The organism is Tardiphaga sp., assembly GCF_044340795.1.
Classification (GTDB): Bacteria; Pseudomonadota; Alphaproteobacteria; order Rhizobiales; family Xanthobacteraceae; genus Tardiphaga.
This window is the reverse complement of record NZ_JBIISY010000041.1, coordinates 1-14769: the sequence shown is the minus strand read 5'-3', so window position 1 is coordinate 14769 and position 14769 is coordinate 1. Positions and strand designations below refer to the sequence as shown.

Here is a 14769-nt window from a genome sequence, read left to right as displayed (position 1 = left end):
CATCAGCGCCTGCGTCTATATCACTCCATCACCGCCGGATGCTCATCCCCGCCCGGCTTCGCCGCCTGTGCCCTGAGCTGTGCCTTCGACGAGCCAATAATCAACGCCATCGGGATCGCCAGCAGCGTCACCAGCATGATCAGCTGATAGTCCAGCCCGAAGGCGATGATCGTTGCCTGCAATGTCACGATGGCATCCATCATCGCGCGGCCGCTGTCCGTCGCCATGTTGATGATGCCGGTCACATTCGGCATCTGCAGCGCATTGTTGAACGGCGTCACATGCTCGGCCAGCACCGCATGCGCCATCCGCGTGCCCGAGGTCAGGTTCGCGATCACGATGGAAATGCCCACCGAGCTCGCCACGTTGCGCAGCAGCGTCAGCATCGCCGTGCCGTCGGTGCGCAGATGATTGGGCAGCGTCAGGAACGCGACTGTCGACAGCGGCACGAAGACCAGCCCAAGCCCGAATCCCTGCGCCACATTGACGATGACGAATTCCGTCACGCCGGTCTGATCGGTCCATTTCGAGGTGAAATACATCGACGCGGCAAGCAGCGTCATGCCGGACATGATCAGCGTCCGCGCCTCGATATATTTCATCATGCGGCCGACCAGCATCATCGCCACGAAGGTGCCAGAGCCGCGCGTCGCCAGCAGCAGGCCCGCGGTCAGGATCGGATAGCCGATCACATTCTGCAGAAACGGCGATGACAGCGACATGGTCGAATAGAGCACGAGGCCCATCACGCACATGAAGATGCAGCCGCCGACAAAGTTCTTGTCCTTGAAGATGGCGAACTGGATGAACGGCCTGGACGTCGTGAAGGAATGCGCGAAGAAATAATAGAAGCCGATCACCGCAATGATCGCCTCGATGATGATTTCGTTCGACTCCAGCCAGCCGAGCTGTTCGCCGCGATCGAGCGCGAGTTGCATCGAGCCGATACCGATGGCGAGCGCGAGGAAGCCGAACCAGTCGAACTTCATCTTCAGGTTCAGCTCGGTCTCGTCCATGAACACCATCAGCCCCGCCACGGTGACGATGCCGAACGGCAGATTGACGAAGAACACCCAGTGCCAGGAATAGGTCTCGGTGAGCCAGGCGCCGAGCGACGGTCCCATGATCGGGCCGAGCATCACGCCCATGCCCCAGATCGACATCGCCTTGGCGCGCTCATGCAGCGCATACATGTCGAGCATCACCGTCTGCGACAGCGGCACCAGCGCCGCACCGAACACGCCCTGCAGCAGGCGGAAGCCGACCATCTGGCTGATGTCCTGCGCCAGACCGCACAGCACCGAGGCGACGGTGAAGCCCGCGGCGCAGACGATGAACACCTTCTTGCGGCCGAAGCGATTGGCGATGAAGCCAACCGGCGCCGTCATGATCGCGGCCGCGACAATATAGGAAGTCAGCACCCAGTTGACCTGATCCTGCGAGGCCGACAGCGAACCCTGCATGTAAGGCAGCGCCACATTGGCGATCGTGGTGTCGAGCGCCTGCATGATGGTCGCGGTCATGGCGCACACCGTCACCATAGTGCGACGCATGCCCGGAACCGCGCTGGGTGTTGCCGCCGTGCTCATGAGATCAGTCCTGAGCTGCCGCTTGACTTGCCTTGGCCGACGACGCGCCGAACAGGCCCGCCAGCGTGCGGCGGTGCTCGGTATCGATGGTGGTGTAGGTGCTCATGCCGGCCTTGAGCTTCTTCACCGCCGCATCGTTGTAATCGAGATAGATGCGGACGGGTACGCGCTGCACGACTTTCACGAAATTGCCGGTGGCGTTCTGCGGCGGCAGGATCGCGAATTGCGCGCCGGTGCCGGGGCTCAACGAGCCGACGGTGCCGTGGAAGGCATGGTTCGGAAATGCATCGACCTCGATATCGACCTTCTGTCCGACGGTCACATAGGTGAGGTCCGACTCTTTCATGTTCGCATCGACCCACGGCCTGTTATCGTCGATCACCGTCAGGATCGGCGTGCCGGCCATCGCATAGCGGCCGAGCTGGATATTATCGACCTGCGTCGCGACGCCGGCGATCGGCGCCTTCAGCACGGTGTGATCGAGATTGCGCTGCGCCTGATCGAGCGTCGACTGCGCCTGCGCATAGGGCGGGAATTGCTCCAGCGGCAGTTCGGGATTACCGAGCAGCTGCGTCTTCGAATTCGAGAGTTGCTGCTTCAGCAATTCGAGCTGCGCCCGCGCGGTGACGAGCTGCGTCGCCGCATTGTCGAGATCCAGCTGCGAGCCGAAATTGCTCTTCACCAGCGTGGATTTACGCTCGACATCACGCTGCTTGAGATCGACGCCCTGCTGCGCCAGATCCTGCATCTGGCCGTAGATCTTCACATTGGCGACGAGATTGTCATAGGTCGTCTTCGCCTGCGCCAGCTTGGCTTTGGCCTCGTCCAGCGCGAGTCGGAACGGCACCGGATCGATTTCGAAGAGCGTGTCGCCCTGGTTGACGTGCTGGCCTTCACGCACCACCACCTTCTCGACCTTGCCGGAAATATCCGGGGTGATCAGCACCTTCTGTGCGCCGACGTAAGCATCGTCAGTGCCGACATAGCGACCGCCGGAGAGATAGAAGGCGAAGCCGCCGACAAGCACGACGGCCGGCAGCACGATCAGCAGCAACGGGCGACGATAGCGCGTGAGGAGACCCTTCATGCCCCGGCGCTGTCTGGTTGCGCCCTCGCCTCCACCGTCGGAGGCTTCCTTCTCGGGAAATTTCAATACGGGCTCAGCCATAAGCTTGTTCCTTGGTCTTGACCGTCGCGGGGTTCAGCGCAACGCGGATGTTGTCTTTGATGGTTTCGAGATGATCGACGAGCTGGTGCATCTCGGCCTCGCTCACGCCGGCGAATGCGACCTGCATCAGATCGGCCCGCAGCACCGCCAGCTTCGCCATCAGCGGGCGCGCAGCCTCGGTGAGATAGAGCCGCTTGATGCGGCGGTCGGTGTCGTCATTGCGGCGTTCGATCAGCCCGCTGTCGCACAACTTGTCGATCAGCCGGGTCAGGCTGATCGGCGCCATCTCCATGGCGTCGGCAAGTTCGGTCTGTTTCTGCCCCTCATTGCGCTCGACCTTGGCCAGCACCGCCCATTGGGCGCGGGTCATGCCGAGATGGCGCGCTTCCTTGTCGGCCAGCTGCCGCAACATGCGCTGGGTCTCGAACAGGGCGGACAGGAAATCGGTGCCAGTATCAGGCTGGGGCGACATCGGGCGTGCTCCTTAAGCTGGCATAAAATAAGCTAGCTTATCTTTTCGACCACCCTGTGCTAAAGTGTCGCAGCCATGCGCAAGGCGCATAAGTCAGCATTTCCAAAGTCTTCCTGGGGAGCTTTGCTCGGCCGCCATGGGCGAACGGCTCGGGAGCGACTACATTGCGGACAATGAACGCGCCAAAACCCACATTCCCTGCCCCGGACCATGACCACGACCGCTGCACCGCGGACGCGATGCATCATGCCGAGCAGGTGTGCGCCAAGCGCGCCCAGAAGCTGACCCCGATCCGTCGCCAGGTGTTCGAGGCGCTGCTCGCGAGCCACCGGCCGCTCGGCGCCTATGAGATCATCGAGGAACTGGCCAAGACCGTCTCGCGACCGGCGCCGATCACGATCTACCGCGCGCTCGATTTCCTGATGGCCAACGATCTCGTGCACCGCATCGAGAGCCGCAACGCGTTTCTCGCCTGCGTCCATGATCACGGCACCACATCGATGGTCGCCTTCCTGATCTGCGACAAGTGCGGATCGGTCGGCGAAGTGCCTGCCGCGCAGGTGGCGCAGAGCCTCAATGACGCCGCGCGCTTGACAGGCTTCACGCCGAAGCTGTCTGTTGTGGAGATCACGGGTACCTGCGCTCACTGCCAGCACTGAGCCGCATAAAACAACACGGCGCCAAGCCGGCTTGAGGCGATATGTCAGCAGAGTCCAGTCCCATCTCGCCCGGCGGTCGCCCGCTGACCGTCGGCGCCATCGCTCTCGTGCTGATGCTGTGCCTCACCTGGGGCTTCAACCAGATCGCCATCAAGCTCGTGCTGCGCGAGATCCCGCCCTACACGCAGGCCGCGCTGCGCTCCGCCGGCGGCATGCTGATGATCCTCACCATCGCCTGGTTTCGCGGCGTCAAGCTGTTCGAGCGCGACGGTACGCTCAAGGCCGGCCTGTTCATCGGCACGATCTTCGGCGTCGAATTCCTGGTGATTTTTCACGGGCTCGAACTGACCACCGCGAGCCGCGCCGTGGTCTTCCTCTATACGATGCCGTTCTTCGTGGCCTTTGGCGCCTATCAGCTTCTCGGTGAACGGCTTCGCCCCGTGCAATGGGCCGGTCTCGCGGTGAGCTTTGCCGGCGTCGCGGTCGCCATCGGCGTTCCTCAGCCCAACGTCACCGCGAGCGTGTTGTTCGGCGACCTCCTGATGATTCTCGGCGCGGCCATGTGGGCAGCGACGACGCTGGTGGTAAAGCGAACCCGGCTGATTCATGCGTCGCCGGAAAAGGCGCTGGGATATCAGGTCGGTCTGTCCATTCCGATCCTCAGCATCGGCGCACTGGTCGCAGGCGAACGGATGCCGACGGTTCCCGGCGCCCTCAGCATCTCGCTGCTGTCATTTCAGGCCTTGTGGGTGGTCGGACTTACCTTCTTGCTCTGGTTCAGTCTGATCAGGACCTACTCCGCCAGCAAATTGGCGGCCTTCACCTTCATCACCCCGCTCTTCGGCGTCGTCGGAGGCTATTTGATCCTGGGAGATCAACTCACCCCCGCCTTCGGGCTGGCTGCGCTTCTGGTCATCGCCGGGTTGGTTCTCGTTAACCGACCGGCGCACTCCGCCGTGCTCGCGACAACGGCCGATCGCGCTCCCGGCTGATCGCCTGCAATGCTGCTCAGCGATTCAGGGCAACATCCCTGAACGCATGCACCAGCGGCATTTCGAGCTTGCCGCGCATGCCCTGCAGGATATCGAACGCTTGCGACCGGGAGAGCGGCGGCTTGTAGGATCGCCGTTCGATGAGCGCCGCGAAGATATCGGAGATAGTGACGATGCGCACAACGTCGGAAATCGCGCCGGCCGCCAGTCCGTCCGGATATCCGCTTCCATCGAGATATTCATGATGGTGCCGCACGGCATCGAGCACTTCGTGGGAGGCGCCGCCGACATTCGCGAGATAGTCGCACCCCGCAGCAGGATGCGTCTCCATCAGCCGGCGCTCGTCGAGATCGAGCTTGCCGGGCTTGTTCAGGATCGCGGCAGGAATGGCAGCCTTGCCGATGTCATGGAACATCGCTGCGGAATAAAGCCGCCGCATATCCGGAGCACTGACTCCAAGCCTGCGCCCGAAATCGACCACGACACCCGTCACCAGCAGACAGTGCTGATAGGTGCCTTCATGATGCAGGCGTACGGCTTCGAGCCACGTGGCCAGTCCGTTGACAGTGACGCTCTCCGCGATGCTGCCCGCGGCCGACGTGACGGCAGCGACATCGATCGGCTTGCCGCTCAGCACCGCCGAGAACATGGACGATATGGCCTCGGCACCGGCAGACGCTGCATCGGCAACACGCGCGAGACCGGACTCTTTGGCGGCCGTCGCGGCCACACCACCGAAAACAGCACGAGCAAGATCCTGCTGCGTCACGGGACCGAGCAAGACGTTGGTTGCCCCTAACGCATGAGCCTGCAGCGCCAGCAATCGCTCGTTGCGATCCATCACGAAAATGCGTTTGCGCGATTGTGCGATGTCATCCTGAAACCGCTTCAGGGCCGAGATGTTGCCGGTCGCACGAAGATCTGCCGCGATTACGACGGCATCGTATCGTCCCACATCCGCTGCACGCCTGAGCAGCGCTCCCGTGACCACGAACCGATTTTCGAGCAAGAGCCGCAGGCGCGATAGCTTGTCGCTGTCATCGGCAAGAATATGGACTGTCTTCAGCATCTTCGGTGTCAGACCGTCAGACGCGCCGCGGCAATCTTCGGCACGGTCCTGGTTGAGGAAATGAACTCGATTCCGATCTGGTCGCCTGCGAGACGCACCATCCGGCAACGCCGGTAAGCGAGACCCGTCGTCGACAGGAGCAGGAAAAACTCCTTGATATCGAGACCCGCGAGCGACTCTCCGACGGTGAGCCGCGCGCCCGTATTGGACGCGTCCACCATCAGGCAATTGCGCGTCCAGGTTCCGTCGATACTGACCATCCGCACTGGAATCCCGCGGGCAAACACGACCCGTTCGCTTTTGCGCTTACCGAACGCCATCAAACCGCTCCGGAAACAGCGCGCGGCCGCGACCACTGCGCTGGTTGCAATGAGTCCAAGCGAGAGCGCGTCCTGGGATCGGTTCAGCCGGGGAAATGGCACCGGTGGCCGCACAAAACGCGCGACATTAAAAGCTTCGAGTAGGAAAATATATTGAATGTAACTCTAGATTGTAGGTCACATAAGTACCGCGAGGTGGTTAAAAATTGACTACACACCCGGCCGTTAGAACCGCGCACGACCATTTATGGCGTGGAAGTCGGGTTCACCCCGCCAACCACCACGTTTCCGGGCAAATGGGCGGTGATGGAGATTGGCGCGGGGCTGGAGTGGAACCGATTACCGTTAAGGATTGGCCGCAATTCTCGTCTAACACTTTGACAAATCGTGTATTGTCATCTTCGGGCGGAGGTGTTGAACCATAGCGCCTGCAGCTTAGCTATTTTGCCAATCGCCAGCCGCGCCGTTTGAACGGCCGCGGCCCGTCAGCGACTGATCCATTGCTGAATGTCGCAGAAACCTGATATTCGAGACCCCATGAACAAGCTTGAAATTCCGCAGGATGTTGCTGGCCCGGCGCCGCGACACCACACCACCCAGGTCATGGTCGGCAATGTCGCCGTCGGCGGCGGCGCCCCGATCGTCGTGCAGTCGATGACCAACACCGACACGGCCGACATCAAGGGCACCATCGAGCAGGTCGCAGCGCTGTCGCGCGCGGGCTCGGAAATGGTCCGCATCACCGTCGACCGCGACGAGGCTGCAGCCGCCGTTCCGCATATCCGCGAAGCGCTCGACAAGCAGGGCATCACCACGCCCCTGGTCGGTGACTTCCACTATATCGGCCACAAGCTGCTCGCCGAATACCCGGCCTGCGCCGCGGCGCTCGACAAGTATCGCATCAATCCCGGCAATGTCGGCTTCAAGAGCAAGCGCGACAGCCAATTCGCCGACATCATCGAGATCGCGAACAAGAACAACAAGGCCGTCCGCATCGGCGCCAATTGGGGATCGCTCGATCAGGAGCTGCTCACCAAGCTGATGGACGAGAACGCCCTCTCGGCCAACCCGAAGGACGTTCGCGCGGTGACGCGTGAGGCCATGGTGCAGTCGGCCTTGCTGTCGGCTGCGCGCGCGCAAGAACTCGGCATGCCGAAGAACAAGATGATCCTCTCCGCCAAGGTATCGGCGGTGCAGGACCTCATCGCTGTCTATCAGACGCTGGCCGCGCGCTCCGACTATGCGATCCATCTCGGCCTCACCGAAGCCGGCATGGGCTCGAAGGGCATCGTCGCGTCGTCCGCCGCCCTCGGCATCCTGCTGCAGCAGGGCATCGGCGACACCATCCGCATCTCGCTTACGCCCGAGCCCGGCGGTGATCGCACGCTGGAAGTTCAGGTCGCGCAGGAACTGCTGCAGACCATGGGCTTCCGCACCTTCGTGCCGCTGGTTGCTGCGTGCCCGGGCTGCGGCCGCACCACCTCGACCACGTTCCAGGAACTGGCCCGCTCGATCCAGGATTTCATCCGTATCGAAATGCCGACCTGGAAGACTCAGTATCCCGGTGTCGAGAACCTCAACGTCGCGGTCATGGGCTGCATCGTGAACGGTCCCGGCGAATCCAAGCACGCCAATATCGGCATCTCGCTCCCCGGCACCGGCGAAAGCCCGGCTGCTCCGGTGTTCGTCGACGGCGAGAAATTCCGCACCCTGCGCGGCCCGACCATTGCGGCCGACTTCAAGGCGCTGGTGATCGACTATATCGACCAGCGCTACGGCAAGGGCAGCAAGACGCCGGAGATCGTGACCGCGGCGGAGTAAGCGCGCACGTTATCGGCAAAACAAATCAGCCGGCGCGCGGATCATCCGCCGCCGGCTTTTTTCTTGCGGTGTGGCGGACGTTGGGAATGATAACCTCGTCATTCACATGGTCGATCATATACAGCACGACGTAAGGATAACTCACGATCGATACGCGACGGACACCGGGCGTGACCGTCGGATGGCCGGAGAACGGAAAGCTCGTCAGCAATCTGGCGCGCTGAATGATCCGTATGGCGACGGATTTGGCCGCTGAAGGACTATGAGATTTGAGATAAACAAAGATGTTGTCGAGTTCGATGCGCGCGGTCTGTGACCAGCGCAATTTCATCCGAAGTGCCGATTGAACAACGCGGCTATTTCTTCATCATCGACCAACCGACCCGCTTTGACGTCGGCCAAGCTCCGATCGAGCGCCGCAATATCTTCAGCAGTCAGTTCGTATTCATTCCCGAGATGACTCGCCTCGACATCGGCAATCAACACGGCCAGCTCTTCCTGAGCCTTCTCAGGCCAGGCCGAAACCCGCTCCAGCAGTTCTTCCAATCCTGCTCTGGTCATGACGGGAGGTTAGCAGATTTTCCGCCTGATTGCATCCCATCAAATCACGGGCTTCAAAGCGGAATCCGTCGATACTCCCGATTGATCAGCCCCGCTTCCTCCAGATCCAGGTCGCGCTCGATGCGCCTGCGGCTTTCATCCGTGATCTTGCCATCGCGCAATTGCGCGTGGATGAACTTGCGTTCTTCCTTGATCAACTCGCGCACCAGATCGGTGCCGAGGGCGGATACATCGACTTCGGGATCGAGTTCGCTCGGCAACTGGTTCGAGCGGCTTTCATGCCGGGTGCGGAGGATCTTCACGACTTCATCGGACAGTTCGCGGTCATCCGTCATCGCATCCAGTGAGGCCAATGCCTTCGTCAAAGCTTCGCGGCGCGCATGCAGTTCGGCCTCGTGCTCAGCAATATACTCGCGGCGGCCGATCTCGCCGATCTTCATCCATTTCACCACCAGCGGCAGGCCGAGGCCGAAGCCGACCAGCGTGATGAGGATCACGTTGAAGGACACGAACAGGATCAGGTCGCGCGCCGGAAAGGCGTCGCCGGACATCAGCGTGAACGGCAGCGCCAGCGCGGCCGCGAGCGAGACGGCGCCGCGCACGCCGGTGAAGGCGAGCACAAAGGTCCATTGCCAGTTCGGCGCGGGATCGCGCTGGCGCAGGCCCGCGCTCAGCATCCGCGGCACATAGATCGCCGCATAGACCCAGACAAATCGCGCGACGATGATGACCGCCATCACCAGCGCCGTCGCCGCGACGATCTCGGCGATGGGAAACGCTTTCGATTTCTCGATCAGCGCCCGCATCTGGAAGCCGGTCATCAGGAACAGCCCCCCTTCGACCAGATAGATGATCAGGTCCCAGAAGAAGATGCCCTGCAGGCGCGTCGCTGCCGAGATCAGCAGCGGGCCGTTCCATGAAATATAGAGCCCGCAGGCCACCGTGGCGATGACGCCGGAGCCGCCGAAATGCTGCGGGATGAGATAGGCGACATAGGGCGTCAGCAGCGACAGCGTGATCTCCACCTGCGGATCGCGCGCGCGATGGCGCAGGCGCAGGCTGAGCCAGCCGATCAGGATGCCGAAGGCGAGTTCGCAGGCGAGGATGGCGACAAAGGTGCCGGCCGCCTTCGGCAGCGAGAACGCCCCGGTGGTGATCGCGGCGACCGCAAAGCGATACAGGATCAGCGTGGTCGCATCATTGGCGAGCCCCTCGCCTTCCAGCACGACCAGCAGCCGCCGCGGCAGGCCGAGCTTTCGCGCAACGGCAAGCGGCGCCACCACATCCGGCGGCGCCACGATGGCGCCGAGCAGGAAACCGACGCCCCAGGGCAGGCCGATCAGGAAATGCGTGGCAGTGGCGACGAGACAGGCGGTGAAGATCACGCAACCGACGGCGAGCAGCGTGATCAGCCGCAGACTGTAACGGAATTCGCGCCAGCTCATGGCCACCGAAGCCGAATAGATCAGCGGCGGCAGCACGCCGAGCAGCACCACTTCGGGCGGCAGTTCGAGCGCCGGCATGCCCGGCACGAAGGCCAGCGCAATGCCCGCCAGCAGCAGCAGGATCGCCGGCGCGATATTGGCGCGTTTGGCGAACCACGCCGTGGCGCCGAGCACGGCGACGAGGGTCAGGAAAATGGTGAACTTGGCTTCCACGCGCGCAGGACCTGTTGCTGCGACACTTTGCCCGGATGGACGGAGAGGTCAATGCGCTCGGCGTAGCCTGCATGGAGCGAAGCGTAATGCAGGGACCGGCGATACGGGGAAACGCCGGTCCCCGGATTGCGCTGCGCTCCATCCGGGCTACGCCGCTGAGAGGTTTGGCGCCTAGATCGCACTGGCCGCGATATTCACCATCAGCGCCACCAGCGCCGTGTTGAAGATGAAGGACACGATGCCATGCGCCGTCGTGGTGCGGCGGATACTCTTGTCGGTGATCCCGACATCCGATGTCTGCGCCGTCATGCCGATGGTGAAGGAGAAGTACACAAAATCCCAGTAGTCGGGATCCTGCTTCTGGTCGCCATCGGGAAAGGACAGCCCGCCCGGCTTCGGCCCGCGATAATATTCATGGGCGTAGTGGAGCGCGAAGATCGTATGCACCGCCGCCCATGACAGCACGATCGTCACGACGGCCAGCGCAAGCTCGGGACCCGCGCTCTTGCTGGCGCCGAGTTCGAACACGATGGCGGCAATGCTCGCAAAGGCCCCAAGTGCCGCGACCATCAGGATGACGAAACTGCCATCGTCCTGCAGCGCGGCGTTGCGGCGGATATGCCGGCTGCCGCCCGACATCATCATGCCGAACACCAGCAACAGATAGAGCCCGGTGAAGACATCCCAGCCAATCAGGAGCCGCGTCACCAGTCGCAAGGAATGCGGCAGCAGCAGACAGACGACAATGCCGATGGCGAGTGCCGCAAAGGTCCGCGGTCGCGCATAAATGATGCGCCAGGCGGCAGGCATTTTGCGGAAGCGGGCAAGGAGATCGTCGAGATCCTTGCCCGCGTCCGTCATGATCAGTTCTTGCGCTCGGCCACGAAGCGGGCGGCGGCGCGCAGCACGTCGCCCTTGTTGCCGAAGATCGACAGCGACGCATCCGCCGTCGCGATCAGGTCGGCGACGCGCTTCTTGGCGCCGTCGACGCCGAGCTGGGTCACGAAGGTCGTCTTGTTGAGCGCTGCGTCCGCACCGGCCGGCTTGCCGAGGGTCGCGGCATCGGCCTCGACATCGAGCAGGTCATCGGCGATCTGGAAGGCTTCGCCGAGGGCGCGGCCGTAATCGTCGAGCGCCTTGTATTCCTTCGGGGTGGCCTGGCCGAGCAGCGCGCCGGCGATGACGCCGTAGCGCAGCAGCGCACCGGTCTTCATCTGCTGCACACGGGCAACGTCCACCGGCTCCTTGTCGCCAAAACGGCCTTCGCCGGCGAGATCGAGCATCTGGCCGCCGACCATGCCGCCGAGGCCGGCGCAGCGCGCCAGGGCACGCGTTAGCAACAAACGCACATTTGCGTCGGAATGGATTTCGTCACGCGTCACGATGTCGAAAGCCAGCGTCAGCAGCGCGTCGCCGGCGAGGATCGCGGTGGCGTCGTCGGTGGCCTTGTGCAGGGTCGGGCGGCCGCGGCGCAGGTCGCTATTGTCCATGGCGGGCAGGTCGTCATGGATCAGCGAATAGCAGTGAATGCATTCCAGCGCGGCGCCGACCAGCAGCGCCGGCTCGCGATGCACGCCAAATACCGCAGCACTTTCAACGACCAGGAACGGACGCAGCCGCTTGCCGCCGCCCAGCGACGAATAGCGCATGGCGTCCATCAGCCGCTTCGGGCGAGCGATCTCGTCCGGCAGCACGCCGTCGCCCAGCACCTTGGTCAGCACGGCTTCGGTATCGTCCGCGGTCTGGTCCAGGCGCGAGGCGAAATCTTTGGTGGAAGCACCGGTCGACATTAAGAATAGCTCCAGATCAATTTGGCCGGACAATCCTCCATGGCAGGGGCCACGTCAATTGCGCCTGCGGCCTCCCGGCGCGTTTGGTCGCGGCAGGCTTAACCGCCTTGAAAACGGCCGGGAAACTCCGCTTTATCAGCGGGATAGCTATGAGCAGGAAATCCCGCCTTGCGCCTCCTCCGCCGCCTCATCCTGATCGGGATCCTGCTCGTCCTGATCCCCTATCTGCTGACCCCGCTCTATGCGACCGGCCATCCGGTCTCGACCCTGATGCTGTGGCGCTGGGTCACCGGCGCCCCGGTGGAGCGCACCTGGGTGGACCTGAAGAACATGTCCCCGGCGATGCCGCGCAGCGTGGTCGGCTCCGAGGACGCCCGGTTCTGCAGCCATCAGGGCATCGACTGGAACTCGCTGCAGACCGCCATCGAGGATGCCCAGGACGGCGAATCCGGTGGCGGCGGGTCCACCATCACCCAGCAGGTGGCCAAGAACCTGTTCCTGTGGCCGGGCCGCAGCTTCATCCGCAAGGGGATGGAGATCCCGCTGGCCATGTGGATCGACATGGTGCTCAGCAAGCAGCGGATTCTGGAACTCTATCTGAACATCGCCGAAATGGGCCCCACCGGCCAATTCGGCGCCGAGGCCGGTTCCCAGTTCGCTTTCGGGCGCTCCGTTTCCAGCATTTCCGCCCGGGAAGCCGCACTTCTGGCCGCGATTCTCCCCAATCCGGTGACCAGAAGTGCTAAAAGCCCGGGACCGGGGGTGCGGCGGCTGGCCTCGCGTTATGTCGCCCGGGCGCAATCGTCGGAACTGGGGCGCTGCTGGGGCGGCTGAAGCCGCAAATTTCCCCGAAGATTCCGCCTGCGCCGCCCTAGCCATGGCGTCACGCATCCGTTATAAGCCCGGCCTTATCAGCGATTTTGCCCGCGCGCTTTGTGCTGGCCGCCCGGAACCGGGCACCGATCGAAAACACCGCCCAGACCTTCTGGCAAGAGAAGTTGCAAGGAATACTCCTATGGCCGTTCCGAGAAGAAAAACATCGCCGTCGCGGCGTGGCATGCGTCGTTCGGCTGACGCGATCAAGAGCACCGCTTACGTTGAGGACAAGGACTCCGGCGAACTGCGCCGTCCGCACCACCTCGACCTGAAGACCGGCATGTATAAGGGCCGTCAGGTTCTCAAGGTTAAGAAGGACGCCTGATTTCAGGCTGGCAGACGGGCCGCTCAGGTGGCCGCGCCTCCGACGTCCCGATACGACGACCAAACCTCGCTTCGGCGGGGTTTTTCTTTTGCGCCGACGTCCCGCCCCCGCGTCCAGCCAGGGTTGCAGCTGAGCCCGCGCGAAGCGGCAGCGGGCGCGATGCTTTCTCGAAGCATGCGTGTCGCACCATAAGTTCATTTCTGAACTGTACTTCCGCCCGAATTCGCTTCAACACTAACGCTAACGCAAGTTCCCGGATGATGCGCCCGCATCGTCATCATGCGTTTCGTTTTTCTCGCGCGAAGAAGGCTCTCCCGATGATCGGTTTTCCGCTGCTGCTGATTCCGGTGGCGATCTGCAACATCATCGTTTTCCTGATGCCCGACCTGTCGCTGGCAGGTCCCGTCCCTCTCTTCTCAGTCACGCTGCCGTCGCAGGACCTTCTGCATATCTCGCTGAAGGACATGCTGGTCTCGCTGTCGATCCTGCTGCTGCTGCTGGAAGTGATGCGCGCTGCGCGCCCGGCGTCGAAATATTTCACCGACCATTTCCTGTCGCTGCTGGTCTTTGCCGGCGCCGCCTATGAATTCCTGATGCTGCCGAAATTCGGCAATGCCACCTTCCTCACCATCACGCTGGTGGCGCTGGTGGATTTCCTCACCGGCATATCGCTGCGCGCCCGTCGCCCGCGCCGTGTCGCGGCCCCTGTCTATGCCGAGCCAGCCCCGCAATATCACCCGGCACCCGTCGCGCCGACACCTGCGCCCGCCCCTGCTGCTGCTCCTGTCCCGGCGGCCGTCACACCGGCGCCTGCGCCGGCAGCGCCGGTGCCGCCGGCCACGTCGGTCGCCGAATCCGTGCTGACGGAAAAAGCCGAGCCGAAGCCCGAGCGGATCGAGCCTAAGCTCGACTCGAAGATCGAACCAAAGCTCGACACCAAGCCGGTCGCGCCGGAGGTCGTCGCGCATACGTCGCCGCAGATCACCTCGCCGGATCTGCAGCCGGATGGTGGGACACCGGAAAAGCCGAAGAGCTGAGTCTTCTCCCTCCCCCAAGCGGCGTAGCCGCGCAGCGGGGTCCGACGGACGAATTCGTCCGTCGTAGGTGGCACGACTGCGAGCGTTCAGCGAGCATCGTGACGGGTGGGGTGTCTCCACAAACTCTGACGTCGCGTGGGAGAGACCCCACCCGTCTCGAACGCTTCGCGTTCGATCCACCCTCCCCATTCGCTTCGCTCGGGGGAGGGAAAAGACTACGCCACGCGCGTCATGCGGGGAGCCGTTGCGCTTCCATAAACACCGGCCGCCTTCCGATACGCCGCTTCCACATCCACGATCTCAGCGCGCCGTAACGTCCGCGTCTGCGGCACCTGCTCGGCCGTCGCGATCAGATGGGTGATGAAGGATGGATCAGGCCGCACACTGCGCAGCGATGCCGGGATTGCACGCGTCACCGGCTCCGTCGGTGTG

General features: G+C 62.9%; 16 protein-coding genes and 1 pseudogene. 6 read left to right on the top strand and 11 right to left on the bottom strand.

The annotated features are described in order from the left end of the window. Positions 1-20: 20 nt before the first annotated feature. From ACIQ17_RS09355 to ACIQ17_RS09345, 3 genes are read right to left on the bottom strand one after another with little or no spacing between them, the layout of a single operon-like run. The gene (locus tag ACIQ17_RS09355; protein WP_398467724.1) at positions 21-1589 is read right to left on the bottom strand and encodes an MDR family MFS transporter; all 1569 of its coding nucleotides are present in this window, start codon (positions 1587-1589) and stop codon (positions 21-23) included. 4 nt (positions 1590-1593) lie between these two features. Then, positions 1594-2757 carry an HlyD family secretion protein gene (locus ACIQ17_RS09350; protein ID WP_398467722.1) on the bottom strand — a complete coding sequence of 388 codons (1164 nt, stop codon included), beginning with the start codon at positions 2755-2757 and terminating at the stop codon, positions 1594-1596. Then, entirely contained in the window at positions 2750-3229 is a 480-nt protein-coding gene (locus ACIQ17_RS09345; RefSeq protein ID WP_398467720.1) for a MarR family winged helix-turn-helix transcriptional regulator, read from the bottom strand. The genes ACIQ17_RS09350 and ACIQ17_RS09345 overlap by 8 nt, the downstream gene beginning before the upstream one ends. A 173-nt stretch (positions 3230-3402) precedes the next feature. On the opposite strand from ACIQ17_RS09345, the gene ACIQ17_RS09340 reads away from it, so the two are divergent. After that, positions 3403-3888, top strand: a complete 486-nt coding sequence (locus tag ACIQ17_RS09340) for a Fur family transcriptional regulator (RefSeq protein ID WP_398467759.1) — start codon at positions 3403-3405, stop codon at positions 3886-3888. A 41-nt stretch (positions 3889-3929) separates the two neighbouring features. Then, positions 3930-4880, top strand: coding sequence for a DMT family transporter (locus tag ACIQ17_RS09335; RefSeq protein ID WP_398467718.1), 951 nt, complete (start codon positions 3930-3932; stop codon positions 4878-4880). Between the two features lie 16 nt (positions 4881-4896). On the opposite strand, the gene ACIQ17_RS09330 is transcribed toward ACIQ17_RS09335, so the two are convergent. Further along, positions 4897-5949 (bottom strand): HD-GYP domain-containing protein, encoded by a 1053-nt coding sequence (locus ACIQ17_RS09330; RefSeq protein WP_398467716.1) that lies wholly within the window; start codon positions 5947-5949, stop codon positions 4897-4899. Positions 5950-5957: 8 nt separating this feature from the next. Further along, positions 5958-6269 (bottom strand): PilZ domain-containing protein, encoded by a 312-nt coding sequence (locus tag ACIQ17_RS09325; protein WP_398467713.1) that lies wholly within the window; start codon positions 6267-6269, stop codon positions 5958-5960. 537 nt (positions 6270-6806) lie between these two features. Between ACIQ17_RS09325 and ispG the strand changes: the two genes are divergently transcribed. Beyond that, a complete protein-coding gene (ispG, locus tag ACIQ17_RS09320) occupies positions 6807-8090 on the top strand; it encodes a flavodoxin-dependent (E)-4-hydroxy-3-methylbut-2-enyl-diphosphate synthase (protein ID WP_398467711.1) in 1284 nt (427 codons plus the stop codon). A 25-nt stretch (positions 8091-8115) separates the two neighbouring features. Here ispG and ACIQ17_RS09315 read toward each other — a convergent pair whose 3' ends face one another. The 5 genes from ACIQ17_RS09315 to ACIQ17_RS09295 all read right to left on the bottom strand — a co-directional run bounded on the left by ACIQ17_RS09315 (position 8116) and on the right by ACIQ17_RS09295 (position 12099). Beyond that, positions 8116-8421 (bottom strand): type II toxin-antitoxin system RelE/ParE family toxin, encoded by a 306-nt coding sequence (locus ACIQ17_RS09315; RefSeq protein ID WP_398467709.1) that lies wholly within the window; start codon positions 8419-8421, stop codon positions 8116-8118. Continuing rightward, a complete protein-coding gene (locus ACIQ17_RS09310) occupies positions 8418-8636 on the bottom strand; it encodes a hypothetical protein (protein ID WP_398467707.1) in 219 nt (72 codons plus the stop codon). The genes ACIQ17_RS09315 and ACIQ17_RS09310 overlap by 4 nt, the downstream gene beginning before the upstream one ends. Before the next feature lie 68 nt (positions 8637-8704). After that, positions 8705-10309, bottom strand: a complete 1605-nt coding sequence (locus ACIQ17_RS09305; RefSeq protein WP_398467705.1) for a Na+/H+ antiporter — start codon at positions 10307-10309, stop codon at positions 8705-8707. Positions 10310-10480: 171 nt separating this feature from the next. After that, positions 10481-11170 carry a DUF1345 domain-containing protein gene (locus ACIQ17_RS09300; RefSeq protein ID WP_398467703.1) on the bottom strand — a complete coding sequence of 230 codons (690 nt, stop codon included), beginning with the start codon at positions 11168-11170 and terminating at the stop codon, positions 10481-10483. A 2-nt stretch (positions 11171-11172) separates the two neighbouring features. Beyond that, positions 11173-12099 (bottom strand): polyprenyl synthetase family protein, encoded by a 927-nt coding sequence (locus ACIQ17_RS09295; protein ID WP_398467701.1) that lies wholly within the window; start codon positions 12097-12099, stop codon positions 11173-11175. A gap of 168 nt (positions 12100-12267) precedes the next feature. On the opposite strand from ACIQ17_RS09295, the gene mtgA reads away from it, so the two are divergent. The 3 genes from mtgA to ACIQ17_RS09280 all read left to right on the top strand — a co-directional run bounded on the left by mtgA (position 12268) and on the right by ACIQ17_RS09280 (position 14337). After that, the gene (gene mtgA / locus ACIQ17_RS09290; RefSeq protein WP_398467699.1) at positions 12268-12933 is read left to right on the top strand and encodes a monofunctional biosynthetic peptidoglycan transglycosylase; all 666 of its coding nucleotides are present in this window, start codon (positions 12268-12270) and stop codon (positions 12931-12933) included. Positions 12934-13114: 181 nt separating this feature from the next. After that, entirely contained in the window at positions 13115-13300 is a 186-nt protein-coding gene (gene rpmF, locus ACIQ17_RS09285; protein ID WP_211911819.1) for a 50S ribosomal protein L32, read from the top strand. A gap of 317 nt (positions 13301-13617) precedes the next feature. Continuing rightward, positions 13618-14337 carry a hypothetical protein gene (locus ACIQ17_RS09280; protein ID WP_398467696.1) on the top strand — a complete coding sequence of 240 codons (720 nt, stop codon included), beginning with the start codon at positions 13618-13620 and terminating at the stop codon, positions 14335-14337. A gap of 215 nt (positions 14338-14552) precedes the next feature. Here ACIQ17_RS09280 and ACIQ17_RS09275 read toward each other — a convergent pair. Continuing rightward, a pseudogene (locus ACIQ17_RS09275) lies at positions 14553-14769 on the bottom strand (hypothetical protein); the annotation flags it as partial.